Source organism: Bradyrhizobium sp. USDA 372, from assembly GCF_053629095.1.
The window spans coordinates 4,229,119-4,255,406 of record NZ_JBRJHR010000001.1; the positions used below are offsets into that span (position 1 = coordinate 4,229,119).

The window sequence follows — 26,288 nt, forward strand, 5'->3', positions numbered from 1 at the left end:
GCAAGGATCGCCATATAAGGCAGGCGAAATTCGGGAATTTTCATGAGCGCGCTGGCCAACCACGCATTTGCCAAGATGAACGGCATCGGCAACGAGATCGTCGTTGTCGACTTGCGCGATTCGACGGCTAAGATCACCCCCGACGACGCCCGCGCCGTGGCGTCCGCGCAGGGCGGCGTGGCCTACGACCAGCTCATGGTGCTCTCGAGGCCGCGGCTCGACGGCACCGAGGCCTTCATCAGCATTTACAATAATGACGGCTCGGAGGCCGGCGCCTGCGGCAACGGCATGCGCTGCGTCGTGCGCCGCGTCTTCGAGAAGACCGGGCAGACCACCGCGACCTTCGAGACCGCCGCCGGCCTGCTCAATGCCTGGCAGGGGCCAGCGCCTGATCTCTACACGGTGGACATGGGCGCGCCGAAGTTCGGCTGGCAGGATATTCCGTTGGCTGAAGAGTTTCGCGACACCCGCTACATCGAATTGCAAATCGGGCCGATCGACAATCCGATCCTGCATTCGCCCTCCGTGGTGAGCATGGGCAATCCGCACGCGGTGTTCTGGGTCGACGACGTCGACGCCTACGATCTCGGCCGCTTCGGTCCGCTCCTGGAAAACCATCCGATCTTCCCCGAGCGCGCCAACATCACGCTCGCCCATATCGTCGATCGCGAGCACATCACGATCCGCACCTGGGAGCGCGGCGCCGGCCTGACCAAGGCGTGCGGTTCTGCGGCCTGTGCCACGGCGGTCGCCGCCGCGCGGCTGAAGCGCGCCGAGCGCAAGGTCGAGATCACCTTGCCCGGCGGCAAGCTCGGCATCGAATGGCGCGAGCGCGACGATCACGTGCTGATGACGGGCACGGCGACCTTCGAATATGAGGGCACCTTCGATCCGGCGCTGTTCGCGCCGGTCGCCTGATGGCCGTCGACATCGTCACCTTCGGCTGCCGCCTCAACGCCTTCGAGGCCGAGGTCATCCGCGGCAAAGCAGAAGCCGCGGGGCTTTCCGACACAATCGTCATCAACAGCTGCGCCGTCACCAACGAGGCGGTGGCGCAGGCGCGCCAATCGATCCGCAAGCTGAAGCGCGAGCGCCCCGAGGCGCGCATCGTGGTCACCGGGTGCGCGGCGCAGACGCAGGCTGCGATGTTCGCCGACATGGCCGAGGTCGATCGTGTCGTCGGCAATGACGACAAGATGCGTGGCGAAGTGTGGCGGAGGACACGCGATGCGTTCGATCTCGGCGCCGGCGAGAAGATCGCCGTCAGCGACATCATGGCCGTCAAGGAAATGGCGCCGCATCTCGTCGATGGTTTTGCGAGCGGCGTGCCGCGCGTGTTCGTGCAGGTGCAGAACGGCTGCGACCATCGCTGCACCTTCTGCATCATCCCGTTCGGGCGCGGCAATTCGCGCTCGGTGCCGATGGGCGCGGTGGTCGATCAGGTGCGCACCCTGGCCGAGCGCGGCCATGCCGAGATCGTGCTGACCGGCGTCGATCTCACCAGCTACGGCACCGACCTGCCCGGTGCGCCGAAGCTCGGCATGCTGACCAAGCAGATCCTGCGCCATGTGCCCGAGCTGAAGCGCCTGCGCGTCTCCTCGATCGATTCGATCGAGGCGGATGACGACCTGCTCGATGCCATCGCCGAGGATGCGCGGCTGATGCCGCATCTGCATCTGTCGCTGCAGTCAGGCGACGACATGATCCTGAAGCGCATGAAGCGGCGGCATTCGCGGAATGACGCCATCGCGTTCTGCGAGCAGGTGCGCCGCCTGCGCCCCGATGTCGTCTTCGGCGCCGACATCATCGCGGGCTTCCCGACCGAGACCGAGGAGATGTTCTCGCGCTCGCTCGACCTCGTCGAAGAATGCGGCCTGACCTTCCTGCACGTCTTCCCCTATTCCCCGCGGCCCGGCACGCCGGCCGCACGGATGCCGCAGGTGGCGGGGCCTGAGATCAAGGCACGCGCGAAGCGGTTGCGTGCGGCGGGGGAGGCGGCGCTGCGACAACGGTTGCAAGCCGAGATCGGCGCAACGCGCGAGGTGCTGATCGAGAGCGCGGAGCAGGGCCGCACGGAGCATTATCTGCCGGTGGCGATTGCGGGCGAGCAGGTCGGAAGCATCGTGCCACGATTGATTGCCGGCGTTGACGGCGAGCGGCTCACCACATAAGCCGTTGTCTCTTCCCTTCTCCCCTTGCGGGAGAAGGTGGCGCGAAGCGCCGGATGAGGGGTTGTATCCGTGCACTCACATTGAGAGGTCATGCGCGGAGAGAGACCCCTCACCCGTCTCGCCGCTATCGCGGCGAGCCACCCTCTCCCGCAAGGGGAGAGGGAAAACCTACGACGCCCTTACCTGCCAGAACCGCAGCGTCCGCTTGGCATTCTCCGCCGTCATTCTCGCGTAGTGTCCCTGCGCCCTGGCGATGTCCGCCGGCTTCATTGCGCCTGTCGCGAAACGGCATTCGAGCACGGCCATGGTCGTCTCCCAGCTGAGCTGCGCGGCCTTGCACGGCACCAGCAGGCCGTCCTCGCGGAGACTCTGCATCAGCGGACGAATCACCTCGACGGTCGATCCGGACAATGCCGCCAGGGCCGCCACCGTCTCCTCATAGCGCCGCTGTCTGGCGAATCCGAACAATGTCGCCTCGTTGAGCTGGCCGGTGGCCTTGAGATACCCGATCGCGCGCTTGGCACCCTCGAAATCGCGGACACCCGACATCTCGCGCTCCACGCCGACGGTGACGGCGGCGATGGCGCTCTGGATCTCCTCGAACAGATGCGGCGGAGCGCGCGACAGCAGGCGGGTGCGTACGGCATCGGTCGCCGAGCGCAGCAATTGGCGGCGCAGCTCCGATGGCAAATCGACGCGGACGCCGACGCCGACCGCGAGCTCCGGATCGCTTTCGGCCTGGCCGACGATGATGGCAAACCCTTTTCCGGAGACGCGCGCGCCGGGATTGGCGGCGAGCCGCCGGCTGACGCTGGGATAGCGGCGCGCCAGCAGCGCGTCGGTGACGATCTCCTTCAGCCACCAGCGGCCGGCGACCGCGAGCAGATGCGGCTCGCCCTTGCTCGATGCGATCTTCACCAGCTCGCCGTCGTCGAGCCGCGCGGATTCCTGCAGCACGGGGCCGGCGATGCGGATCTCGTCATTGTTGGCGAGGCGGCGGATCACCGACGGCGGCGCCTGCGCGATCGGCGCCAGCTGCGCGCTGATCTCGGCCAGGGCGACGCGTGCTGCCACATCGGCGATGGCGCGCAGCTCGATCGTGCCGATCAGGCGCTCGAGCACGTCGTCGAACAGCGCGATCTGCTCGTCGTCGAAATTGCCGGCGGAGGAGAGGAACAGCTCGGTGACGCGGCGGGCCGTCGCCAGGCCCTTTTCCGGCGAGCCGATCCGAAGTGCGGATTCGACCTCGTCGATGATCGATAGCCCGGCCTTGGTCATCACGCGCGGCTCGTCCTGAGCGGTTACGGAAGCTTTTTCTAAGCAACCGTTATCATTAGAGGTGAGCCCTGAACGTTTCGTAAACCATGGCGCGGTAGCCGGGCACGGCTCCGCTCCTCATCCTGAGGAGCCCGCAAAGCGGGCGTCTCGAAGGATTTGGCCGCGGGCGAGATGCGGGCCTTTCATGGTTCGAAACGGCGCTAGCGCGCCTCCTCACCATGAGGGTCGACACCTATTCCCCATTCCACCCGCAGGCCCGGAGCTTCTCATGCATGTGCGGCGGGGCCGGCGCCACCACGCGGATCGGCTCCTTGTTCCGGGAGATCGGCACCACGATCTCGCGCGAATGCAGGTGCAGGCGCGGCTCGCCGAAGCGCGGGCCGTTGCCGTAAATGTTGTCGCCGAAGATCGGCCATCCGGTTGCCGACGAATGCACGCGCAATTGATGGGTGCGGCCGGTGACGGGTTCCATGGCCAGCCAGGCGAAACCGTCGCCCCGACCCAACACCTTCCAGTTGGTGATGGCCTTCTGGCCGTCGGGATCCGGCTTCTGCCACCAGCCGCGTTCGGCATTGAGCCGGCCGAGCGGCATGTCGATGATGCCCTCATCTTCAGCAGGGCCGCCTTCGACCACGGTCCAGTAGGTCTTGCCGATCTTGCCGTGCTTGAACAAAAGGCCCAGCGATGCCGTCGCCTTGCGGTGCCGGCCGAGCACGAGGCAACCCGAGGTGTCCTTGTCCAGCCGGTGGGCCAGCACCGGCGGCCGCGGCAGGCCGAAACGCAGCGCGTCGAAGGAATCCTCCAGATTGGGGCCACCCTTGGGGCCGCGATGCACCGGCAGGCCGGCCGGCTTGTCGATGACCAGCATCAGCCCGTCGCGATGGAGCACGCGGGCCAGGATCTCATCGGCGGTCAATTGGGGAACATCGAGCAATTGCAGGACTTTCGGTCAAGGCTTTCGTTTACGGGCCGGAACGGCTAACACGCCATCATGAACGATACCACGTCAGATCCCCCCAAGCTGAGCTGGTGGCGCCGCCTGTCCAACGGGCTGAAGCGCACCTCGTCCTCGCTCGGGACCGCGGTCGCCGACCTCGTCACCAAGCGCAAGCTCGACCGCGCCATGCTCGACGACATCGAGGACGTGCTGCTGCGCGCCGACCTCGGCACCTCCGTCGCGGTGCGGATCGCGGACGCGGTCGGCACGGGGCGCTACGACAAGGCGATCTCGGCGGACGAGGTCAAGGACGTCGTCGCGACCGAGGTCGAGAAGGTGCTGTCGCCGGTGGCAAAGCCGCTCGTGATCGATGCGGCCAAAAAACCGTTCGTCATTCTCGTCGTCGGCGTCAACGGCTCCGGCAAGACCACGACGATCGGCAAGCTTTCGCAGAAATTCGCCTCCGAAGGCCGCAAGGTGATGCTGGCCGCCGGCGATACGTTTCGCGCCGCGGCCATCGAGCAGCTCAAGGTCTGGGGCGAGCGGACCAAGACGCCGGTCATCGCGGGCGCGCAGGGCTCGGATTCGGCGAGCCTTGCCTTCAACGCGCTCACCGCGGCGAAGGAGCAGGGCATCGACGTGCTGCTGATTGACACTGCCGGCCGCTTACAGAACAAGGCCGAGCTGATGAACGAGCTCGAGAAGGTCGTGCGCGTGATCCGCAAGGTGGATGACACTGCGCCGCATGCCGTGCTGCTGGTGCTGGATGCGACCGTCGGCCAGAATGCGCTGTCGCAGGTCGAGGCCTTCCATCGCACCGCCGGGGTCACCGGCCTCGTGATGACCAAGCTCGACGGCACCGCGCGCGGCGGCATCCTGGTGGCGCTCGCCGAGAAATTCAAGCTGCCGGTGCACTTCATCGGCGTCGGCGAAGGCGTCGACGATCTCGCGCCCTTCACCGCGCGCGACTTCGCCCGCGCCATCGCCGGAATTGAATAGCTTCATCCTTCGAGACGCCGCTTGCGCGGCTCCTCAGGATGAGGTCGTGCCACATAATAGGTCCTCATCCTGAGGAGACCGCGAAGCGGTCGTCTCGAAGGATGGGAGAGACGGAAGAGAGAATGGACAAGACCCAGCCGCATCCGCTGTTCAAGCTCGCGACCGAGCTCGGTCCGCTGCTCGTATTCTTTTTCGTCAACGCGAAATTCAATCTGTTCGCCGCGACCGGCGCCTTCATGGTCGCGATCGTGGCGGCGATGGCCGCCTCCTACATGGTGACGCGCCACATCCCGATCATGGCGATCGTCACGGGCGTGATCGTGCTGGTGTTCGGCACCCTGACGCTGGTGCTGCATGATGAGACCTTCATCAAGGTCAAGCCGACCATCATCTACGGCCTGTTCGCCGCGATCCTCGGCGGCGGCCTGTTGTTCGGCCGCTCCTTCATCGCCGTGATGTTCGATCAGGTGTTCAACCTGACCCCGCAGGGCTGGCGCATCCTCACCTTGCGCTGGGCGCTGTTCTTCGCCGGCATGGCGGTGCTGAACGAGATCGTCTGGCGCACCCAGAGCACGGATTTCTGGGTGAACTTCAAGGTGTTCGGCGTCACCCCGATCACGATGATCTTCGCCATCGCCCAGATGCCGCTGACCAAGCGCTATCACCTCGCGCCGGTCTCGCTGGAGAGAAGCGAGGCCGAGGCGGGGGATGTGAGCAAGGGGTGACGGTCTCTCCGCTCGTCATTGCGAGCGACGCGAAGCAATCCAGAATGCCTCTGCGGAGGGACTCTGGATTGCTTCGTCGCACCAGCGCAAAATTGCTTCGCAATTTTGTCGCGGGCTCCTCGCAATGACGGTCTTGGCTAAGACCCCGCCTTCAGCGCCTTCTCCATCTGCGGCATCAACACCGTCCGCAGATTGTCCGGCGTGATCGGCCCGACCAGCTTGTAGACGATGGTGCCCTCGCGCCCGACGACGAAGGTCTCCGGCACGCCGTAGACGCCCCATTCGATCGACGCGCGGCCGTTGGCGTCCACGCCGACATGGCCGAACGGGTTGCCGTAGCGGCCGAGGAAGCGCCGCGAATTGTCGGCGGCGTCCTTGTAGTTGATGCCGACGAGCTGGAAGCGCTTGTCCTTGGCGAGCTCGGTCAGGAGCGGCGCTTCGTCATGGCACGGCACGCACCAGGACGCCCAGACATTGACGAGGCTGACCTTGCCCTTGAAGGCGGCGGGATCGAGCCCCGGCACCTGCGTGCCGTTGTCCTGCAACCCCTCGATCGGCGGCAGCACGGTCTGCGGCGCGGGGCGGCCGATCAGCGCGGAGGGAATCCGCGAGGGATCGCCGCTGCCGAGCCGGAACCAGAACAGAAGCGCAAGGCCGATGAAGGCGATCAGCGGCAGCACCACCAGGAAGGTGCGCCGCTGCGGCGGAGCGGAGGCAGGTTGATCGCTCATCGCGGCTCCGTCGCGCTGCGGCCCGAACGACGGGTGATGCCGCGCTGCTCCAGCTCGCGCAGGCGCTGCGTCTGGCTGAGATAATCGAGCATGACCCAGCCGATCAGGATCACGATCACGAGGGCGGCAGCGGCATAAGAGGTCACGATGAAGGAGGCGTAGGGACCGAGCGACATCGTCATGCAGCCCCAGCTTCTTTCGACGCATTGTCTTCACGCGAGCCGGCGGCCACCTCGCTCGAAAACGCTACGCGACTCGCCTGCATCATCTGCAGCGAGCGGACACGGCGGCGCAAGATCTCGTTGCGCATCGCGGCGAGGTGCAGCGTGACGAACAGCAGCGTGAAGGCGACCGCCATCACCAGCAGCGGAATCAGGAACGATTTGTCCAGCGCCGAGCCGCCCATGCGCATCACCGACGCGGGCTGGTGCAGCGTGTTCCACCAGTCGACGGAGAATTTGATGATCGGCAGGTTGATCGCGCCGACCAGCGTCAGCACCGCAGCGGCGCGCGCCGCGCGCGAGGGATCGTCGACCGCGCGCCACAGCGCCATCAGGCCGAGATACATCAGGAACAGGATCAGCACCGAGGTCAGCCGTGCGTCCCATTCCCAATAGGTGCCCCACATCGGCCGGCCCCAGAGTGAGCCCGTGAGCAGCGCGAGGAAGGTGAAGGCGGCGCCGATGGGCGCTGCGGCCTTGGCGGCGACGTCGGCGAGCGGATGCCGCCACACCAGCGTGCCCAATGATGCGATGCTCATCACGCCCCATACGAACATCGACAGCCAGGCATTGGGCACGTGGATGAACATGATCTTCACGGTCGCGCCCTGCTGATAGTCGTCCGGCGCGAGCGCAGCTTGATAGAGACCGATCGTGAGCAGGATGATTGTCGCGGCCGCCAGCCACGGCAACACCCGCGCTGTCAGCGCGAGGAACCGCGTGGGGTTGGCGAGGTCGATCAGCGTCATGGTATCCTGATAATCACCGGGGGCCGCTCAGGCAATCAGCACGAAAGTCCGTCGCGAAAGTTGATCGGGGTCAAGGTCGTCCGAGTCCATCTCAATCGAGACCATGGCGCAGGCTCGCCGCCGCCGCGAACGGGCCGATCACGAGGCTGACCAGCGACAGCGCGCACAGGATCGAGAACGGCGCGCCGAAGGTCATGGGACCGACGATCACCGCCTGAGAGGCCGCAACGCCGAAAATCAGCACGGGAATCGACAGCGGCAGCACCAGGACGGCCATCAACAGCCCGCCGCGATGCAGCGTCACCGCGAGCGCTGCGCCGATCATGCCGGTGAAGGTCAGCGCCGGGGTGCCCGCCAGCAGCGTCAGCGCCACCGCCGCCGTGGCGACCATGTCGAGGTTGAGCAACAGGCCGAGCACAGGGGTTGCGACAATCAGCGGCAGGCCGGCGGCGAGCCAATGCGCTAGCGCCTTGGCGGCGCAGGCGAGTTCCAACGGCGTCCGGCTCATCGTGATCAGGTCCAGCGAGCCGTCCTCGTGGTCGGCCATGAACAGCCGGTCCAGGGTCAGCAGGCTCGCCAGCAGCGCGCCGAGCCAGAGAATGGCCGGGCCCAGCCGCGACAGCAGCGCCAGATCCGGCCCGACCGCGAACGGCATCAGCACCACCACGGTCAGGAAGAACAAGACGCCAATCAAGGCTCCGCCGCCGACGCGGAGCGCGATCCGGATGTCCCGGCGGATCAGGGCGGAGAGGGCGGTCATGGGGCCTCGGACCCCACAGGGGGGGAGGGTAGGGAGAGCACGGCGCCCAGCCGCTCGGAAAGCTGAGGGTGCATCGGAATCATGCCGTCCCCCCGATCCGCAGCTCTCGCGATTCGACCCCGAGCGGGGCATGCGTCGCCGCGACGATCATGCCGCCGCCAGCCAGGTGCTCCCGCATCAATCCGGAAAACATGTCCTGACCGGCCACATCCAGCGCATTGGTCGGCTCGTCCAAGAGCCAGACTGGGCGGCGGACGGTCAGCAGCCGGGCCAGCGAGAGCCGGCGGCGCTGTCCGGCGGACAGGAATCCGGCGGGCAAATGGGTGGCGTGGTCGAGGCCGACCTTGGCGAGGCTGTCAGCCGCATCGAAGCGCTCTCCTCCAAGAAAATCAGCCCAAAACGTCAGGTTTTCGGCAACGCTCAGCGCCGGCTTCAGGGCATCGCGATGGCCGAGATAGTGGCACTGCTCCGCCAGGGTCAGCTCGCCATCGCCCCCGTCCAGCGCGATCGTCCCGCCGGCGGGAACGAGCAGGCCCGCGATCAGCCGCAGCAGCGAGGTCTTGCCCGATCCATTGCGGCCGACGACCGCGACGGCCTCGCCCGAGACGGCCGCGAAATCGAGCCCGGCGAACACCTCGCGTCCGCCGCGCACGCATCTCAGCCCGTGACCGGACAGCTGCATGTCGCCCTGGTTCAATCCGCTCACAGCCGGGCCTCAGGAAATCTTGGGGTAGCGCATGGGAATTTTTGGCTCGCGGATTGCTGCAGCACGATAGTGGCTGTGGCGGCGCGGTTAGAAAGCTTCTATAAGCCCGGAACTACTTGATGCAGCAACTCAACCTGCCCCTGCAAGCGGCCCAGCCTGATACGCTGACGGTGTTAAAATACCCTGCCGGGTATAACTAACAATTGGGATCTCCTACATGACCTCGCTCGACAGCTTCAAATGCAAAAAGACCCTCAAGGTCGGCGCCAAGACCTATGTCTATTACAGCCTGCCTACCGCCGAGAAGAATGGTCTGAAGGGAATTTCCAAACTTCCCTATTCGATGAAGGTCCTGCTCGAGAATTTGCTGCGCAACGAGGACGGCCGCTCGGTCAAGAAGGAAGACATCGTCGCGGTGTCGAAATGGCTGCGCAAGAAGTCGCTGGAGCATGAGATCGCCTTCCGCCCGGCGCGCGTCTTGATGCAGGACTTCACTGGCGTGCCCGCGGTGGTCGACCTCGCTGCGATGCGCAACGCGATGCAGAAGCTCGGCGGCGATGCCGAGAAGATCAATCCGCTGGTGCCGGTCGATCTCGTCATCGACCACTCCGTGATCGTGAACTTCTTCGGCGACAACAAGGCCTTCGGCAAGAACGTCACCGAGGAATACAAGCAGAACCAGGAGCGCTACGAGTTCCTGAAGTGGGGCCAGAAGGCGTTCTCGAACTTCTCCGTCGTGCCGCCCGGCACCGGCATCTGCCACCAGGTCAACCTCGAATATCTGGCCCAGACGGTCTGGACCAAGAAGGAGAAGATGACGGTCGGCAAGAAGACCGGCACCTTCGAGGTCGCCTATCCCGATTCGCTGGTCGGCACGGATTCGCACACCACCATGGTCAACGGTCTCGCTGTGCTCGGCTGGGGCGTCGGCGGCATCGAGGCGGAAGCCTGCATGCTCGGCCAGCCGCTGTCGATGCTGCTGCCCAATGTCGTCGGCTTCAAGCTGAAGGGCGCGCTGAAGGAAGGCGTCACCGCGACCGACCTCGTGCTCACGGTGACGCAGATGCTGCGCAAGCTTGGCGTGGTCGGCAAGTTCGTCGAGTTCTTCGGTCCCGGTCTCGACCACCTCTCGGTCGCCGACAAGGCGACGATCGCCAACATGGCGCCCGAATACGGCGCGACCTGCGGCTTCTTCCCGGTCGATGCCGCCGCGCTCGATTACCTCAAGACCTCCGGCCGTGCCTCGGCCCGCGTTGCGCTGGTGCAGGCCTATGCCAAGGCGCAGGGCCTGTTCCGCACCGCCAAGTCGCCCGACCCCGTGTTCACGGAGACGCTGACCCTGGATCTCGGCGACGTCGTGCCGTCGATGGCCGGTCCGAAGCGTCCGGAAGGCCGCATCGCGCTGCCCACCGTCGCGGACGGCTTCTCGCTCGCGCTCGCCAGCGAGTACAAGAAGGCCGAGGAGCCGGCCAAGCGCTTCCCGGTCGAAGGCAAGAACTTCGATATCGGCCATGGCGACGTCGTGATCGCCGCGATCACCTCCTGCACCAACACGTCGAACCCGAGCGTCCTCATCGGCGCCGGCCTGCTCGCGCGCAATGCGGCCGCGAAGGGCCTCAAGGCCAAGCCGTGGGTGAAGACCTCGCTCGCCCCGGGCAGCCAGGTCGTCGCGGAATATCTCGCCAATTCCGGTCTGCAGCCCGATCTCGACAAGGTCGGCTTCAACCTGGTCGGCTTCGGCTGCACCACCTGCATCGGCAATTCCGGTCCGCTGCCCGAGGAGATCTCGAAGTCGATCAACGACAACGGCGTCGTCGCGGCCGCCGTGCTCTCCGGCAATCGCAACTTCGAAGGCCGCGTCTCGCCGGACGTGCAGGCGAACTACCTGGCCTCGCCGCCGCTGGTGGTCGCCTATGCGCTCGCCGGCAGCGTCACCAAGAATCTCGCCACCGAGCCGCTCGGCGAGGGCAAGGACGGCAAGCCGGTGTACCTGAAGGACATCTGGCCGACGACCAAGGAGATCAACGCCTTCATGAAGAAGTTCGTGACCGCGTCGATCTTCAAGAAGAAGTACGCCGACGTGTTCAAGGGCGACACCAACTGGCGCAAGATCAAGACGGTCGAGAGCGAGACCTATCGCTGGAACATGTCCTCGACCTATGTGCAGAACCCGCCTTACTTCGATGGCATGAAGAAGGAGCCGGAGCCGGTCACCGACATCGTCGAGGCGCGTATCCTCGCCATGTTCGGCGACAAGATCACGACCGACCACATCTCGCCGGCCGGCTCGATCAAGCTCACCTCGCCCGCCGGGAAATATCTCAGCGAGCACCAGGTGCGTCCGGCCGACTTCAACCAGTACGGCACGCGCCGCGGCAACCATGAAGTGATGATGCGCGGCACCTTCGCCAATATCCGCATCAAGAACTTCATGCTGAAGGGCGCCGATGGCAACATCCCCGAGGGCGGCCTGACGAAGCACTGGCCCGACGGCGAGCAGATGTCGATCTACGACGCCGCGATGAAGTACCAGGAAGAGAAGGTGCCGCTGGTGGTGTTCGCCGGCGCCGAATACGGCAACGGCTCCTCGCGCGACTGGGCCGCCAAGGGCACGCGCCTGCTCGGCGTGCGCGCCGTGATCTGCCAGAGCTTCGAGCGCATCCACCGCTCCAACCTGGTCGGCATGGGCGTGCTGCCGCTGACCTTCGAGGAAGGCACCTCCTGGTCGTCGCTGGGCCTCAAGGGCGACGAGAAGGTCACGCTGCGCGGCCTCGTCGGCGACCTCAAGCCGCGCCAGAAGCTGACCGCGGAGATCGTCTCCGGCGACGGTTCGCTGCAGCGCGTTTCGCTGCTCTGCCGCATCGATACGCTGGACGAGCTCGACTACTACCGCAACGGCGGCATCCTGCACTACGTGCTGCGCAAGCTCGCGGCGTAAGCGCGGATTTGTGAACGATGGCTCACTGCGAAGTGAGTAGAAGCCTTAACGAAGGCGGCCTATCAAAGGCCGCCTTCGCGCGTTTGCGGTACGCTTCAGATGGGCCCGCCCGGCGGAATACCTCCCCTTGGACGGTGGCCCGGATGGATGAATGTACCGCGCCCCGTAAGACTACGGTGACCATCCGGCGATAAGATTTCCCCTGAGAGCAACGGTGTGCGGCGTTCGACATGACGACAATGACGGCTTCCCATCTGATTCCACGTTGGTCCGGTGCCCTCTGGTCGGGAGCTCTCGGCATATGTGCGATCATCGCCGTCATTCGTCCTGCCGAGGCTGATCCCCGCGCCGTCGTCGAATTGTTCACCTCGCAGGGCTGCTCCTCCTGCCCGCCCGCCGACCAGATCATCGGCGATCTCTCCAAGGATCCCTCGGTCATCGCGCTGAGCATGCCGATCGATTATTGGGACTATCTCGGCTGGAAGGACACGCTGGCGGATTCGCGTTTCTCTGCACGGCAGCGCGCCTATTCGCGCATGCGCGGCGACCGCGAGGTCTACACGCCACAGGTCGTGGTCAACGGCTCCACGCATGTCATCGGCAGCGATCGCGCCGGCATCGAGAACGCGATCGGCAAGACCGACAAGGGCAACGGCGTGATGAGCGTGCCGGTGACGATGTCGCTCTCGGGCAAGCAGATCAACGTGTCGGTGGCCGCGAGCAAGGAGCCCACGGTCTCGCATGGCGAGGTCTGGATCTGCTCGATCGCCAAGTCGGTGCCGATCGCGATCACCCGCGGCGAGAACCGCGGACAGCAGGTCACCTATCACAACGTGGTGCGCAACCTGCTCAAGGTCGGCGACTGGACCGGCCGTCCAGAGAGCTGGACGGTGCCGATCGAAAATCTCACGCGCGACGGCGTCGACGGCGCAGTGGTCTACGTCCAGGACGGCAGCCGCGAGCGACCGGGCCCGATGTTGGGTGCGGCGTACACGTCGCTGCATTGAAGCAAGCAGAACGTCTCAGCAACTGATGCTTCGCCATTCCGGGGCGCGCGAAGCGCGAACTATGCTGCGCAATTGCGCACCTGAGAATCCATCGATCCATTGTGCAAGCTGAGCAATGGATTTCCGGGTTCGCGCCAAGAGGCGCGCCCCGGAATGACAGTCACCGGAAACATCCCGACACAAACAAAAAAGGACCAACTTGCGTTGGCCCTCCTTGTCGTGCGTACAGACCCGATCCTGTTCGACCCCGGGGGGCTGGGGGCTGAGGAATCCGGAACCGAAAGGACCGGGTCAACGCACACCAGTCTTTTCGCAATGCAGGGCGGCGGGCGGTTGGCGGAAAAGCGGCGATACTATGATTCCTGCTAACGATCCCGTGACGGTTTGCCGCGACGGAGTTCCACCCTTGCGTGTGCCCCGACGCACTGTCGATTCGACCGGTTGAGCCCCTTGCGGCGCGGAACGGTTGGCGCAATCATGCAAGTGTCATGAACGCGGTTCCGGGGACGGTCTTCGCGGACCCGGGTCATAGCCGTGCGATGAGGAGGCGCTTCCCATGAGTCTGACGTCGGAGGATGCCGAGCCGAGCGAGCAGCGCGCGGCGGCGCGTCCCGCCGCGGCGCATGCGCCGCCGAACCGGGTGACCTTCAACCGGCTCGAGCTGCACCGGATTCTCAATCTCTACGGTCGCATGGTCGCCGACGGCGAGTGGCGCGACTATGCCATCGACTTCCTGAAGGACCGCGCCGTGTTCTCGGTCTATCGCCGTGCCTCGGAAGTGCCGATCTACCGCATCGAGAAGGACCCGCGCCTCGCGCGCAAGCAAGGCATGTACAGCGTGATCTCGGCGACCGGCCTGATCCTGCGCCGCGGCCACGAGCTCGAGCGCGTGCTGCTGGTGATCGATCGGAAATTGGCGGTGGTGTAGCGGCACGAACGCTGCCGTAGGGTGGGCAAAGGCGCACCGCGCCGTGCCCACGTCCTATCTCAATCGCCGCGAACGGTGGGCACGCTTGCGCTTTGCCCACCCTTACGAAACCGAGCTTACTTCCCCGGCACCGTGCGCGCGCCCTCGCCGAGGTCGCGCTGCATCATCACCGTGTCCAGCCAGCGCCCGAATTTCAGCCCGACGCTGGGATGCGTGCCGATCATCTTGAAGCCGCACCTTGTGTGCACGCCGATCGATCCGGCATTGGCGGAATCGCCGATCACCGCGATCATCTGGCGGAAGCCGCGCGTCTCGCATTCGGCGATCAGCCGTTCCAGCAACAGCGAGCCGACGCCGCGGCGGTGGAAGGACGGATCCAGATAGATCGAGTTCTCCACCGTGAAGCGGTAGGCAGGCCGCGGCCGGTAAGCGCCGGCATAGGCATAGCCGGCCACGCTCCCGTCCAGCATGGCGACGAAGTAGGGATAGCCGCCGTCGATCAGCGCGCGATAGCGGCGCGTCATCTCCGTAAGGTCAGGCGGCTCCAGCTCGAACGTCGCCGTGCCCTCGCGGACGGCCTGCTGGTAGATGGCGGTGATGGCGGGAAGGTCGGCCTCGGTGGTGGGCCTGATATCGGGTGCGGACATGGCGGGAAGGATAGAGCCTTCATCCGACTGCTGGAAGGGGGCTACGCCGCCTCCGCAGCGTCATTGCGAGCGCAGCGAAGCAATCCAGAAATGCATCCGCGGAGGGACTCTGGATTGCTTCGCTGCGCTCGCAATGACGGTGTTTGTGGCCGCCCCCGCGACCCCCCAAACAAAAACCCCGGCCTCTCGGCCGGGGTTCGTGTCGTTCGCTCGGTCCTGTCGCCTACTCGCGCTGGCCGAGGAGCTGCAGCAGCAGCGTGAACAGGTTGATGAAGTTCAGGTACAGCGACAGTGCGCCGGTGATGGCCGCACGCTCTGCGATGTCACCGCCGGCCGAGGCATAGCCGTAGATGTAGTCGTTCTTCAGCCGCTGGGTGTCCCACGCGGTGAGGCCCGAGAACACCAGCACGCCGACCACCGAGACGATGAACTGCAGCATCGAGCTGGCCAGGAACAGGTTCACCAGGCTGGCGATGATGATGCCGATCAGGCCCATGAACAGGAACGAGCCCATCCCGGTCAGGTCACGCTTGGTGGTGTAGCCGTAGAGGCTCAGCGCACCGAAGGTGGCCGCGGTGATGAAGAACACCCGCACGATCGAGGTGTGGGTGAACACCAGGAAGATCGACGACAGCGAGATGCCCATCAGCGCCGAGAACACCCAGAACAGGATCTGGGCGGTCGAGGGGGCCAGGCGGTTGATGCCCGCCGAGATCACGAACACCATCGCGAGCGGCGCGAGCATGAACAGCCACTTCAGGGGGCTGACGAACATGGCGTAGCCGAACGGCGTCAGGAACAGCTTGCCGACGCGGACGGCGTCCGCCGTCGGGACGTCGGTCACGGCGGCCATGTAGACGCCGAGCGCGGCAAGGCCGGTGATGGCCAGGCCAATGCTCATGTAGTTGTAGATGCGCAGCATATAGGCGCGCAGGCCGGCATCGACCGTCGCGGCGTCGACACGCCCGGCGGCCCTGCCGAAAGGAGAAGCGTAGTTACGGTCTAGGTCCGACATGGTCGAATTCCCGTTGGTTGGTCCGGTCCGGCATGAGGGTCGCCATGCCGCCGGTTCGTCAAATTCAATCTCGGAGACCGCTGCCAGCCGACTAAATTTTGGCTCACAATCGGGGCCCCGAACCCATTCGATATGTGGGAAACTAACACATTCGCTGCAACCTTCCACGCGCGGCCGAATGTCGCCCTTGGCGGTAATCCTGACGTGGAGCTGACGAGCAGCGTGGTTAATCGCGGAAACCGGGGCGATTCCGGCTCGATCCGCCGCTTCAATTTGTCACAAATTTCGCAACACCGTCGCGGGCTTTTTGTTCAATGCCAGCAGCGTGCCGGCAAGGCCGAGCCCGACGGTGACGACCAGCGCGGCCGCGACCACGCCGGCGGCGCTGCCGGCCTGCCAGACGAAGCTCAGCGTCATCAGCCGCGTGACGATCATCCACGCCGCGATGCTGCCGGCGATCACCCCGAATACCGCGGTGGCAAGGCCGATCAGGAGGTATTCGAGAGCATAGGCGCCGAGCAGCCGCAGCCGCGTCGCGCCCAGGGTCTTCAGGATCACCGCATCATAGACCCGGTGGCGGTGGCCGGCGGCGAGCGCCCCGCCCAGCACCAGGATCGCCGAGATCAGGGTCACGGCGCTGGCGCCGCGGATCGCCAGGGCCAGATTGGTCACGACCGAGCCGACCGTCTCCATCACCTCGCGCACGCGCACGCTCGTCACCATCGGATAGGCGTCGGCGATCTCCTTGATGATCTTGCCGTCGCCCGCCGCATTTCCGCCCGCTTCCGTCAGCGTCGCGATGTGGGTGTGCGGCGCGCCCTTGAAGGCGTTGGGCGAGAACACCAGGACGAAATTGATGCCGAGCCCCTGCCAGTCGATCGTGCGCAAATTGCTGATCTTCGCCGGGATGTCGCGGCCGAGCACGTTGACCACCACCTCGTCGCCGAGCTTGAGGCCGAGCCCGTCGGCGATCTTCTTCTCCATCGAGACCAGCGGCGGGCCGGAATAATCGGCGCGCCACCACTCGCCCTCGACCACCTTGGAGCCCTTGGGCAGCTCGGCGGTGTAGGTCAGCCCGCGGTCGCTCTGCAGCACCCATTCGGAATCGGTTGTGGGCTTGAGCTCCTCGGCGCGCACCCCGCGCGCGGCGACGATGCGCCCGCGCAGCATCGGCACGTCCTCGATTCGGGCGCCGGGGGCGATCCGGTGCAGATAGGCGTCGAACTGCTCGGCCTGCGCGCTCGGAATGTCGATGAAGAAGAACGACGGTGCCTGGTCGGGGAGTGCGGCCAGGAACTGCCGGCGCAGATTGCCGTCGATCTGGGTGATGGTGACGAGCACGGCGAGCCCGAGTCCCAGCGACAGCACGACTGAAGGCGTCAGCGCGCCCGGCCGGTGGATGTTGGCGATCGCAAGCCGCAGCATCGGCAGCCGCGTCCGCGGCAGCCGGCGTGCGATCGCCATCAGCAGGGCGGCGATGCCGCGCAGCAAGGCGAACACGACGACCGAGGAGGCCACGAACACCGCGGCGATGCGCTTGTCGAACGACAGGCCGATCACGACCGCGACGAGCAGTGCGATCACGACCCCCATGAACACGAGATAGCCCGCGCGCGGCCGGTGCCATTCGGAGCTGATGGTGTCGCGGAACAGCGCGGCCACCGGCACGTCGTGCACGCGCCCGAGCGGCCACAGGCCGAAGGCAAGCGCAGTGAGGAGGCCGTAGACGAAGGACAGCGCGAGCTCGTCGGCATGCACGGCCGGCACCACCGGCAGCGGCAGCAGCTTGCCGAACAGGCCAACGATGGCAAAGGGCATCGCGGCGCCGAGCGCAAGGCCGATCACGGATCCGATCGCCGCCAGCAGGACCACTTGCGCCAGGTAGATGCCGAACACGTCCCGGCCGGTGGCGCCGACGGCCTTGAAGGCGGCGATCACCTCGAGCTTGCGGTCGATGTGGCTCTTGACGGCATTGGCGACCCCGACGCCGCCGACCAGCAGCGCGGCAAGGCCGACCAGGGTCAGGAACTGCGTGAAGCGGCTGATATTGCGTTCGAGCTGCGGCGAGGCATTGGACCGGCTGCGGATCTCCCAGCCGGCTTGCGGCGCGGCGCTGCGCGCATCCGCGATGAAGGCTTCGGTGGCGCGCTCGTTGTTCGCAGCCTCCGGCAGCTTGACCCGGTAGACCCAGCGCACCAGGCTGCCGGGCTGGATCAGGCCGGTGGCGCGCAAGGCCGCCTCGCTGATCAAAAAGCGCGGCCCGAAGCCGATGCCGCCCGCGAGCTTGTCGGGCTCGGCCTCGACCGTCGAGCGGATCTGGAAGGTCGCCGCGCCGATGGTGACGCGGTCGCCGGTCTTGAGCGAAAGCCGCGCCAGCAGCGTCGGATCGGCGGCGGCGCCGAACGCACCGTCACGCTCGGCGAGCAGATCGGCCATCGGCAGGGGCGGCGCCAGCGTCAGCTGTCCCAGCATCGGATAGGTGCTATCGACCGCCTTCATCTCCACCAGCGCCAGCTTGCCGTCAGCCGAACGCGCCATGCCGCGCAAGGTCGCAGCGGTCGACAGCGTGCCGCGCGAGCGCAGGAACGCGACCTCTTCCGGCTTGGCCTCGCGCTGGAACAGCACGAACGAGACGTCGCCGCCGAGCAGCGTGCGGCCCTCGCGCGCGAGACCATCGCTCAGGCTGGCGGACACCGAGCCGACGCCGGCAATCGCCATCACGCCGAGCGCGATGCAGGCGATGAAGACGTAGAAGCCGCGCAGGCCACCGCGCAATTCGCGCAAGGCGTAGCGCAGCGACAGCGCGACGGCCTTCGGCTTCGCGAACGGTTCGGCCAAAGCGCTCATGCCGGCGCAGACTGCGTGTCGATGCGCCCGGAGCGCAGGCGGATGACGCGGTCGCAGCGGCGTGCGAGCGAGGAATCGTGCGTCACCAGCACCAAGGTCATGCCGCGCTCGGCATGCTTGGTGAACAGCAGGTCGACGATCTGCTTTCCGGTCGCTTCGTCGAGATTGCCGGTCGGCTCGTCCGCGACGAGGATCGCGGGATCGGGTGCCAGCGCGCGGGCGAGCGCGACGCGCTGCTGCTCGCCGCCGGAGAGCTGCGTCGGATAATGATGCAGGCGGTCGCCGAGCCCGACCGATTGCAGCTCCTCTGCCGCGCGCTTGGCGGCGTCGGGATTGCCGGCGAGCTCCAGCGGCACCGCGACGTTCTCCAGCGCCGTCATGGTCGGGATCAGGTGGAAGGACTGGAAGACGATGCCGACCTGGCGGCCGCGGAAGCGCGCCAGCGCGTCCTCGTCGAGGGCATTGAAAGGCGTGCCATTCACCACCACCTCTCCGCTGTCAGGACGCTCCAGCCCCGCCATCACCATCAGCAGCGTGGATTTGCCCGAGCCTGACGGGCCGATCAGGCCGATCGTCTCGCCCGAGGCGACGCGCAGGCTGATATCCTTGAGGATGTGAACGCGTGCCGCGCCCGTGCCCAATGACAGATTGACGTTGGAGATGGCGATGGTGTCCGCGGCAGTAGCGGCGAGCGAAGAGAGGTCGATGCGAGTGTCCATGGTCCGGTCATATGGCAACTCCGCACGCGGGGTCGAGAGGCGTTACGGATTGTTCATGCACATAGCCGTGTTGATGCTCGCCTTGATGACGATGGCGAACCCGGCTTGGGCAGGCGCGACAAAACCGGTCAAGCTTGTCGTTCTCGGCGATTCCCTGAGCGCCGGCTTCGGCCTTCCGGCCCAGGAGGCGTTCCCTCAAAAGCTTCAAAAAGCCTTACAGGCCAAAGGCATAGAGGTCGACATGACCAATGCCGGGGTGTCCGGGGACACCACCTCGGGCGGCCGCGACCGGCTCGACTGGTCGGTGCCCGATGGAACTGACGGCGTCATCGTCGAGCTCGGCGCCAATGACGCGCTGCGCGGCATCGATCCCGACGTGGCGCGCGCGGCGCTGACCGACATCGTCCAGCGGCTCAAGGCGCGAAAGATTTCAGTCATGCTCTGCGGCATGCTGGCGCCGCCGAATTACGGCGCCGAATACGCCGCACGCTTCAATTCGATTTATCCGGATCTGGCGAAGACATTCGACGTGCCGCTCTATCCGTTCTTCCTCGAGGGCATCGCGGCCGACGCCAAGCTCAACCAGGCCGACGGCATTCATCCGACCGCTGAGGGCGTCGACATCATCGTCGGCAGGATCATGCCCACGGTGGAGGCATTCATTGGCACGATCGCTGAGCAACGGCGTTGAAAACCAGGCAACGCTAACCCTAATTCCCAGGGTTTTACTGGGGTGAGGCGCGCAATGCTTCGCAGAGTCACACAACTGCGATAGGAATCAGGGTACCGGTGATTCGTCGCCGGCTCTAATTTGGATATGGTTCTCGCGCTTCGAGGACTGTACCCAAGCATCGGGAGTGCGAAACGATGCCGCGTTTGTTCACGGGTCTGGAAATTCCGGCCGAGATCGGCCAGTCGCTTTCCAACTTGAGGGGCGGCCTCCCCGGCGCCCGCTGGATCGATCCCGAAAATTATCACGTCACCCTGCGCTTCATCGGCGACATCGACGGCGCTTCCGCCAACGAGATCGCATCGATGCTGTTTCGCGTCGACCGCAAGCCGTTCGAGGTGAAGGTGCAGGGGCTCACCAGCTTCGGCGGCCGCAAGCCGCGCGCAGTGGTCGCCACCATCGCGCCGAGCAAGCCGCTGATGGAATTGCAGGCCGAGCTCGAGCGCATGATGCAGCGGATCGGCCTCGACCCCGAGGGACGCAAGTTCATCCCGCACGTCACGCTCGCGCGGCTACACGACGCTTCCGACCGCGACGTCGCCGACTATCTCTCGATCCGCGGCTACTTCCCGAGCAAGGCGTTCATGGCGGAACGCTTCGTGCTGTTCTCCTCGCGCGCCTCCACCGGCGGTGGCCCGTATGTCGTCGAGGACGCCTATGAGCTGTGTGAGTAGCACCGCTCTCGTGCCCCGGCCGCAGAGCCGGGGCCCAGTGCTCCGCGATGAACGTAAATGTGGTGATGAACGAGACAGTGGGTCCCGGCTCTGCGCAGCAGCGTTGCACGCTGCAGCGCGTCCGGGACACGAAACCGCATAGCCCGTCCACCAATTCACGGCTTGCAATTTCCGTCCGTCTCTGGCCGTAAAGGGCCATGCTCTCCACCGAAAACTCCTCATTCCGCGAGGCCTACCAGGCCGAGATCGCGTCCGGCGCGATCGAGCCCGATGCCGCGCAGGCCGAGGTCGCCGAGGCCTATGCGGCGCTGGACCTGCGGCTTTCGACCTACAAGCCCGCTCGCAAGCAAGGCCTGCTCAGCCGCCTATTCAGCTCTGGTGACAAGGACGAGGCGCCGCGCGGGCTCTACATCCATGGCGAGGTCGGCCGCGGCAAGACCATGCTGATGGACCTGTTCTTCCAGCACTCATCGGTCGAGCACAAGCGCCGCGCGCATTTCCACGAGTTCATGGCGGACGTGCACGAGCGCATCTACGACTACCGCCAGAGCATCGCGCGCGGCGAGATCGCCGATGGCGACGTCATCGCGCTGACCGCCAATGCGATCTTCGAGGAGAGCTGGCTGCTCTGCTTCGACGAATTCCACGTCACCGACATCGCGGACGCGATGATCCTGGGCCGCCTGTTCGCGAAACTGTTCGAGCTCGGCACCGTCGTGGTCGCGACCTCCAACGTCGCGCCCGACGATCTCTACAAGGGTGGCCTCAACCGCTCGCTGTTCCTGCCCTTCATCAAGCAGATCACCGACCACATGGACGTCGCGCGGCTCGATGCGCGCACCGACTTCCGGCTCGAAAAACTTCAGGGCGTGCGGATGTGGCTGACGCCGGCCGATGGCGATGCCGACGCCGCGCTCAACCGCGCCTGGGTGAAGATGACCGGCAATGCCAAATGCAAGCCGCGCGACATTTCGATCAAGGGGCGCATCCTGCACGTGCCGTGCTCGGCCCATGGCGTGGCGCGGTTCTCGTTCGCCGACCTCTGCGAGCAGCCGCTCGGCGCATCCGACTACCTCAGGCTGGCGCACGACTATCACACCATCCTGGTCGACCATATTCCAGTGATGGACTTCTCCCAGCGCAACGCGGCCAAGCGCTTCATCACCCTGATCGACACGCTCTATGACAACGCCGTGAAGCTGATGGCCTCGGCCGACGCCAACCCGATCTCGCTTTACCTCGCGACCGACGGCGTTGAGGCCATGGAGTTCAAGCGGACCGCCTCGCGCCTGATCGAAATGAGCTCGGAATCCTATCTGGCGCTGCCTCACGGCCGCAAGGATTCCACCGCCAGCGGCTCGACCAAGGGCCTGGTGGAGACTTAAGTCCTATTCCCGCCGTCATTCCGGGGCGCGCGGAGCGCGAGCCCGGAATCCATTTCTCAGCGCGCTCCGCCCCACCGATGGATTCCGGGCTCGCGACTTCGTCGCGCCCCGGAATGACGGCTTCGGTGTGTTGGCCGGAATCGCGGCAAGCCCGACAATTGGGCATTGGGCGACTTGAACGGGGGAGGCGAAAGGGATAACCACCCGTCTCAGTTTTCCCCTCCTTACGTGTCTAAAGGACAGGTTCACATGGCGCGCGACAAGATTGCTTTGATTGGCTCCGGTCAGATCGGCGGAACGCTGGCTCACCTCATCGGCCTGAAAGAACTGGGCGACGTCGTGATGTTCGACATCGCCGAAGGCGTGCCGCAGGGCAAGGCGCTCGACATCGCGCAGTCCTCGCCGGTCGACGGCTTCGACGCCCACTACACCGGCGCGAACTCCTATGAGGCGCTCGACAACGCCAAGGTCTGCATCGTCACCGCCGGCGTGCCGCGCAAGCCCGGCATGAGCCGCGACGACCTCCTCTCCATCAACCTCAAGGTCATGGAGCAGGTCGGTGCCGGCATCAAGAAGTACGCCCCCGATGCCTTCGTCATCTGCATCACCAACCCGCTCGATGCCATGGTCTGGGCACTGCAGAAGGCTTCCGGCCTGCCGCACAAGAAGGTCGTCGGCATGGCCGGCGTGCTGGATTCGGCGCGCTTCCGCTACTTCCTTGCCGACGAGTTCAACGTCTCGGTCGAGGACGTCACCGCCTTCGTGCTCGGCGGCCACGGCGACACCATGGTGCCGCTGGTGAAGTACTCCACCGTCGCCGGCATCCCGCTGCCCGACCTCGTCAAGATGGGCTGGACCTCGCAGGCGCGCCTCGACGAAATCGTCGATCGCACCCGCAACGGCGGCGCCGAGATCGTCAATTTGCTGAAGACCGGCTCGGCCTTCTACGCCCCGGCGGCCTCCGCGATCGCGATGGCTGAGAGCTATCTGAAGGACAAGAAGCGCGTGCTGCCCTGCGCCGCCTATCTCAACGGCGAGTACAGCGTGAAGGACATGTATGTCGGCGTGCCCGTCGTGATCGGCTCCAAGGGCGTCGAGCGCGTGGTGGAGATCGAGCTCGCCGGCAAGGACCGCGAAGCCTTCGACAAGTCGGTCGGCGCCGTGCAGGGCTTGGTCGATGCCTGCAAGAAGATCGCACCCGATCTTCTCGGCCGCTAAGGCGCAAACGACATCCCCGCCGAAGATCGAAACCCGGTCTTCGGCGGTTTCACTTCCGGGACCCACTGCCGGGGCGGGTTCCCTAGTCTAGAGATCTCGAAGTCAAAGAATCCGGGTTGCAGTTCCTGTGGTATATGGTATGCCAGCCACAAGACTGAGGTGGGCCCATGAGGTCACCGCCCGCGGGTTCAGGGAGCGACCATATGAATATCCATGAATATCAGGCCAAAGCGCTGCTGAACGAGTTCGGCGTGCCGATCTCCAAGGGCGTCCCGGTCCTTAAAGCGAGCGACGCCGAAGCCGCGGCCAAGGCGCTGCCCGGCCCGGTCTGGGTGGTGAAGAGCCAGATCCATGCCGGCGGCCGCGGCAAGGGCAAGTTCAAGGAGGCTAGCGCCGGCGACAAGGGCGGCGTCCGCATCGCCAAGTCGGCCGCTGAAGTCTCCGAGTTCGCCAAGCAGATGCTGGGCGCAACCCTGGTGACCGTGCAGACCGGCCCCGCCGGCAAGCAGGTCAACCGCCTCTACATCGAGGACGGCTCGGACATCGACAAGGAATTCTACCTCTCGATCCTGGTCGACCGCGAGACCTCGCGCGTCTCCTTCGTCGTCTCGACCGAGGGCGGCGTCAACATCGAGGACGTCGCGCACAACACGCCTGAGAAGATCGTCACCTTCTCGGTCGATCCCGCCACCGGCATCATGGGCCACCACGGCCGCACGGTTGCCAAGGCGCTGAACCTCTCGGGCGATCTCGCCAAGCAGGCCGAGAAGCTCACCGCGCAGCTCTACGCCGCCTTCGTCGCCAAGGACATGTCGATGCTGGAGATCAACCCGCTGGTCGTGACCAAGCAGGGCCAGCTCCGCGTGCTCGACGCCAAGGTTTCGTTCGACGACAACGCGCTGTTCCGTCATCCCGAGGTGCTCGCGCTGCGCGACGAGACCGAGGAAGACGCCAAGGAAATCGAAGCGTCCAAGTACGACCTCAACTACGTCACGCTCGACGGCAACATCGGCTGCATGGTCAACGGCGCGGGCCTTGCCATGGCGACGATGGACATCATCAAGCTCTACGGCATGGCGCCGGCGAACTTCCTCGACGTCGGCGGCAGCGCCAGCAAGGAGAAGGTCGCGGCCGCGTTCAAGATCATCACTGCCGATCCCAACGTGAAGGGCATCCTGGTCAACATCTTCGGCGGCATCATGAAGTGCGACGTGATCGCCGAGGGCGTCACCGCTGCGGTTCGTGAGGTCGGCCTCAGCGTGCCGCTCGTGGTCCGCCTCGAAGGCACCAATGTCGAACTCGGCAAGAAGATCATCCGTGAATCCGGACTGAACGTGGTGCCCGCCGACAATCTCGACGACGCCGCGCAGAAGATCGTGAAGGCCGTCAAGGGAGGCTAACGCCATGGCCCAGGACCATCTCGCCGCATCATCTCCGCTCCCCGAGCACGCGCGTCTCGCCGCGTTCGCCGGCGAATGGGATGGTGAGGAGATGGTCTTCCCGTCGCGCTGGAACGCGGGCGGGCCGGCCACCTCTCACGTCGTCGCGCGCATGGACCTCAACGGATTTTATCTGATCCAGGATGCGGTCCAGATGCGCGACGGCAAGCAGATCTTCGCCACCCACGGCATCTTCACCTTCGACCGCGACGACCGGACCTACAAATTGTTCTGGTACGACTCGCTCGGCTACACGCCGCCTTCGCCCGCCTCAGGCGGGTGGGTCGGCAAGACCCTGACGCTGGTGCGCGGCTCGCTCCGCGGCAATGCGCGCCACGTCTACGAGATCATCAATGAGGATTCCTACTCGTTGAAGATTCAGTTCTCGCCGGACGCGGAAGGCTGGTCCGACGTCCTAACCGGCGTCTACCGCCGCATCCACTGACCCTCTCACTCTGTTAGTTTCGCGAAAGCAGACCTCATGTCCATCCTGATCGACAAGAACACCAAGGTCATCTGCCAGGGCTTCACCGGCAAGAACGGCACCTTCCATTCCGAGGCCGCGATCGCCTACGGCACCAAGATGGTCGGCGGCACTTCGCCCGGCAAAGGCGGCTCGACGCATCTCGGTCTGCCGGTGTTCGACACCGTACGCGAGGCGCGTGAGAAGACCGGGGCCGACGCGTCGGTGATCTACGTGCCGCCGCCGGGCGCGGCGGACGCGATCTGCGAAGCGATCGACGCCGAGATCCCGCTGATCGTCTGCATCACCGAGGGCATTCCGGTCGTGGACATGGTGCGCGTCAAGCGCTCGCTGCTCGGCTCCAAGTCGCGCCTGATCGGGCCGAACTGCCCGGGCGTCATGACCGCCGGCGAGTGCAAGATCGGCATCATGCCCGCCAACATCTTCAAGACCGGCTCGGTCGGCATCGTCTCCCGCTCGGGCACGCTGACCTATGAAGCCGTGTTCCAGACCTCCCAGGAAGGCCTCGGCCAGACCACCGCGGTCGGCATCGGTGGCGACCCGGTCAAGGGCACCGAGTTCATCGACGTGCTGGAGATGCTGCTGGCCGATCCCAAGACGGAATCGATCATCATGATCGGCGAGATCGGCGGTTCCGCCGAGGAGGACGCCGCCCAGTTCCTCAAGGACGAGGCCAAGCGCGGCCGCAAGAAGCCGATGGTCGGCTTCATCGCCGGCGTCACCGCCCCTCCCGGCCGCCGCATGGGCCATGCCGGCGCCATCATCTCGGGCGGCAAGGGCGATGCCGGTTCCAAGACCGAGGCGATGAAATCCGCAGGGATTACAGTGTCTCCGTCGCCCGCCCGCCTCGGCCACACGCTTGCCGAAAAGTTGAAAGGCTAATTCACTTCTTCGTGCTTTTCCGGGCGAAGTTTCGCAGCAAATAGGGTAAAGGGTGCCTGTCGCGTCGAGCCCTGTCGGGGAGCTCGGCGCCAGCGCCG

25 protein-coding genes are annotated in these 26,288 nt (G+C 65.5%); 14 read left to right on the plus strand and 11 right to left on the minus strand.

Annotated features, from left to right (window positions below):
• The first annotated feature begins 42 nt into the window (after nucleotides 1-42).
• Both dapF and mtaB read left to right on the plus strand, forming a co-directional pair.
• Nucleotides 43-918, plus strand: a complete 876-nt coding sequence (dapF, locus tag AB7M16_RS20010) for a diaminopimelate epimerase (protein ID WP_453944985.1) — start codon at nucleotides 43-45, stop codon at nucleotides 916-918.
• Nucleotides 918-2,171 carry a tRNA (N(6)-L-threonylcarbamoyladenosine(37)-C(2))-methylthiotransferase MtaB gene (gene mtaB / locus AB7M16_RS20015; protein WP_453944986.1) on the plus strand — a complete coding sequence of 418 codons (1,254 nt, stop codon included), beginning with the start codon at nucleotides 918-920 and terminating at the stop codon, nucleotides 2,169-2,171. The genes dapF and mtaB overlap by 1 nt, the downstream gene beginning before the upstream one ends.
• A gap of 168 nt (nucleotides 2,172-2,339) precedes the next feature.
• Here the strand turns inward: mtaB and AB7M16_RS20020 are convergent, their stop codons facing one another.
• Both AB7M16_RS20020 and AB7M16_RS20025 read right to left on the minus strand, forming a co-directional pair.
• A complete protein-coding gene (locus AB7M16_RS20020; RefSeq protein ID WP_212257915.1) occupies nucleotides 2,340-3,449 on the minus strand; it encodes a DUF2336 domain-containing protein in 1,110 nt (369 codons plus the stop codon).
• A 232-nt stretch (nucleotides 3,450-3,681) separates the two neighbouring features.
• Complete coding sequence (locus tag AB7M16_RS20025; RefSeq protein ID WP_172789712.1) at nucleotides 3,682-4,383, minus strand: RluA family pseudouridine synthase; 702 nt, start codon at nucleotides 4,381-4,383, stop codon at nucleotides 3,682-3,684.
• Between the two features lie 57 nt (nucleotides 4,384-4,440).
• Between AB7M16_RS20025 and ftsY the strand changes: the two genes are divergently transcribed.
• Together ftsY and AB7M16_RS20035 are read left to right on the plus strand one after the other, a co-directional pair.
• A complete protein-coding gene (gene ftsY, locus AB7M16_RS20030) occupies nucleotides 4,441-5,385 on the plus strand; it encodes a signal recognition particle-docking protein FtsY (protein ID WP_260381582.1) in 945 nt (314 codons plus the stop codon).
• A 122-nt stretch (nucleotides 5,386-5,507) separates the two neighbouring features.
• Complete coding sequence (locus AB7M16_RS20035; RefSeq protein WP_172789710.1) at nucleotides 5,508-6,110, plus strand: septation protein A; 603 nt, start codon at nucleotides 5,508-5,510, stop codon at nucleotides 6,108-6,110.
• A gap of 137 nt (nucleotides 6,111-6,247) precedes the next feature.
• Here AB7M16_RS20035 and AB7M16_RS20040 read toward each other — a convergent pair whose 3' ends face one another.
• From AB7M16_RS20040 to ccmA, 5 genes are all read right to left on the minus strand, one after another.
• Complete coding sequence (locus AB7M16_RS20040) at nucleotides 6,248-6,841, minus strand: DsbE family thiol:disulfide interchange protein (protein ID WP_453944987.1); 594 nt, start codon at nucleotides 6,839-6,841, stop codon at nucleotides 6,248-6,250.
• Nucleotides 6,838-7,023 carry a heme exporter protein CcmD gene (ccmD, locus tag AB7M16_RS20045; RefSeq protein WP_453944988.1) on the minus strand — a complete coding sequence of 62 codons (186 nt, stop codon included), beginning with the start codon at nucleotides 7,021-7,023 and terminating at the stop codon, nucleotides 6,838-6,840. Before ccmD ends, AB7M16_RS20040 begins: the two co-directional genes overlap by 4 nt.
• The gene (locus AB7M16_RS20050; RefSeq protein ID WP_453944989.1) at nucleotides 7,020-7,811 is read right to left on the minus strand and encodes a heme ABC transporter permease; all 792 of its coding nucleotides are present in this window, start codon (nucleotides 7,809-7,811) and stop codon (nucleotides 7,020-7,022) included. Before AB7M16_RS20050 ends, ccmD begins: the two co-directional genes overlap by 4 nt.
• A 91-nt stretch (nucleotides 7,812-7,902) precedes the next feature.
• On the minus strand, nucleotides 7,903-8,571 hold the full coding sequence (ccmB, locus tag AB7M16_RS20055; protein WP_063198473.1) for a heme exporter protein CcmB: 669 nt from the start codon (nucleotides 8,569-8,571) through the stop codon (nucleotides 7,903-7,905).
• Nucleotides 8,572-8,650: 79 nt separating this feature from the next.
• The gene (gene ccmA, locus AB7M16_RS20060) at nucleotides 8,651-9,253 is read right to left on the minus strand and encodes a heme ABC exporter ATP-binding protein CcmA (protein ID WP_453947230.1); all 603 of its coding nucleotides are present in this window, start codon (nucleotides 9,251-9,253) and stop codon (nucleotides 8,651-8,653) included.
• A 241-nt stretch (nucleotides 9,254-9,494) separates the two neighbouring features.
• Between ccmA and acnA the strand changes: the two genes are divergently transcribed.
• The 3 genes from acnA to AB7M16_RS20075 all read left to right on the plus strand — a co-directional run bounded on the left by acnA (nucleotide 9,495) and on the right by AB7M16_RS20075 (nucleotide 14,150).
• On the plus strand, nucleotides 9,495-12,215 hold the full coding sequence (acnA, locus tag AB7M16_RS20065; RefSeq protein WP_172788849.1) for an aconitate hydratase AcnA: 2,721 nt from the start codon (nucleotides 9,495-9,497) through the stop codon (nucleotides 12,213-12,215).
• A gap of 230 nt (nucleotides 12,216-12,445) precedes the next feature.
• Nucleotides 12,446-13,222, plus strand: a complete 777-nt coding sequence (locus AB7M16_RS20070; protein WP_172788848.1) for a DUF1223 domain-containing protein — start codon at nucleotides 12,446-12,448, stop codon at nucleotides 13,220-13,222.
• A gap of 556 nt (nucleotides 13,223-13,778) precedes the next feature.
• Nucleotides 13,779-14,150: a DUF2794 domain-containing protein gene (locus AB7M16_RS20075; RefSeq protein ID WP_172788847.1), complete on the plus strand. Its 372-nt coding sequence runs from the start codon at nucleotides 13,779-13,781 to the stop codon at nucleotides 14,148-14,150.
• 116 nt (nucleotides 14,151-14,266) lie between these two features.
• Here AB7M16_RS20075 and AB7M16_RS20080 read toward each other — a convergent pair whose 3' ends face one another.
• From AB7M16_RS20080 to AB7M16_RS20095, 4 genes are all read right to left on the minus strand, one after another.
• A complete protein-coding gene (locus AB7M16_RS20080) occupies nucleotides 14,267-14,797 on the minus strand; it encodes an N-acetyltransferase family protein (protein ID WP_453944990.1) in 531 nt (176 codons plus the stop codon).
• 223 nt (nucleotides 14,798-15,020) lie between these two features.
• The gene (locus AB7M16_RS20085; protein ID WP_172788845.1) at nucleotides 15,021-15,812 is read right to left on the minus strand and encodes a Bax inhibitor-1/YccA family protein; all 792 of its coding nucleotides are present in this window, start codon (nucleotides 15,810-15,812) and stop codon (nucleotides 15,021-15,023) included.
• Between the two features lie 276 nt (nucleotides 15,813-16,088).
• Complete coding sequence (locus AB7M16_RS20090; protein ID WP_453944991.1) at nucleotides 16,089-18,659, minus strand: ABC transporter permease; 2,571 nt, start codon at nucleotides 18,657-18,659, stop codon at nucleotides 16,089-16,091.
• Nucleotides 18,656-19,378, minus strand: coding sequence for an ATP-binding cassette domain-containing protein (locus AB7M16_RS20095; protein ID WP_439401935.1), 723 nt, complete (start codon nucleotides 19,376-19,378; stop codon nucleotides 18,656-18,658). The genes AB7M16_RS20090 and AB7M16_RS20095 overlap by 4 nt, the downstream gene beginning before the upstream one ends.
• Nucleotides 19,379-19,433: 55 nt before the next feature.
• On the opposite strand from AB7M16_RS20095, the gene AB7M16_RS20100 reads away from it, so the two are divergent.
• The 7 genes from AB7M16_RS20100 to sucD all read left to right on the plus strand — a co-directional run bounded on the left by AB7M16_RS20100 (nucleotide 19,434) and on the right by sucD (nucleotide 26,190).
• Nucleotides 19,434-20,069, plus strand: a complete 636-nt coding sequence (locus AB7M16_RS20100) for an arylesterase (protein WP_453947231.1) — start codon at nucleotides 19,434-19,436, stop codon at nucleotides 20,067-20,069.
• Nucleotides 20,070-20,245: 176 nt separating this feature from the next.
• Nucleotides 20,246-20,782, plus strand: a complete 537-nt coding sequence (thpR, locus tag AB7M16_RS20105; RefSeq protein WP_172788842.1) for an RNA 2',3'-cyclic phosphodiesterase — start codon at nucleotides 20,246-20,248, stop codon at nucleotides 20,780-20,782.
• 197 nt (nucleotides 20,783-20,979) lie between these two features.
• Nucleotides 20,980-22,167, plus strand: coding sequence for a cell division protein ZapE (gene zapE / locus AB7M16_RS20110; RefSeq protein WP_453944992.1), 1,188 nt, complete (start codon nucleotides 20,980-20,982; stop codon nucleotides 22,165-22,167).
• Between the two features lie 249 nt (nucleotides 22,168-22,416).
• On the plus strand, nucleotides 22,417-23,385 hold the full coding sequence (gene mdh / locus AB7M16_RS20115; RefSeq protein WP_027572983.1) for a malate dehydrogenase: 969 nt from the start codon (nucleotides 22,417-22,419) through the stop codon (nucleotides 23,383-23,385).
• A 203-nt stretch (nucleotides 23,386-23,588) separates the two neighbouring features.
• Complete coding sequence (gene sucC, locus AB7M16_RS20120; RefSeq protein WP_172788840.1) at nucleotides 23,589-24,785, plus strand: ADP-forming succinate--CoA ligase subunit beta; 1,197 nt, start codon at nucleotides 23,589-23,591, stop codon at nucleotides 24,783-24,785.
• 4 nt (nucleotides 24,786-24,789) lie between these two features.
• Nucleotides 24,790-25,269: a DUF1579 family protein gene (locus AB7M16_RS20125; RefSeq protein ID WP_453944993.1), complete on the plus strand. Its 480-nt coding sequence runs from the start codon at nucleotides 24,790-24,792 to the stop codon at nucleotides 25,267-25,269.
• Nucleotides 25,270-25,305: 36 nt separating this feature from the next.
• On the plus strand, nucleotides 25,306-26,190 hold the full coding sequence (gene sucD / locus AB7M16_RS20130) for a succinate--CoA ligase subunit alpha (RefSeq protein ID WP_260381590.1): 885 nt from the start codon (nucleotides 25,306-25,308) through the stop codon (nucleotides 26,188-26,190).
• Nucleotides 26,191-26,288 lie beyond the last annotated feature (98 nt).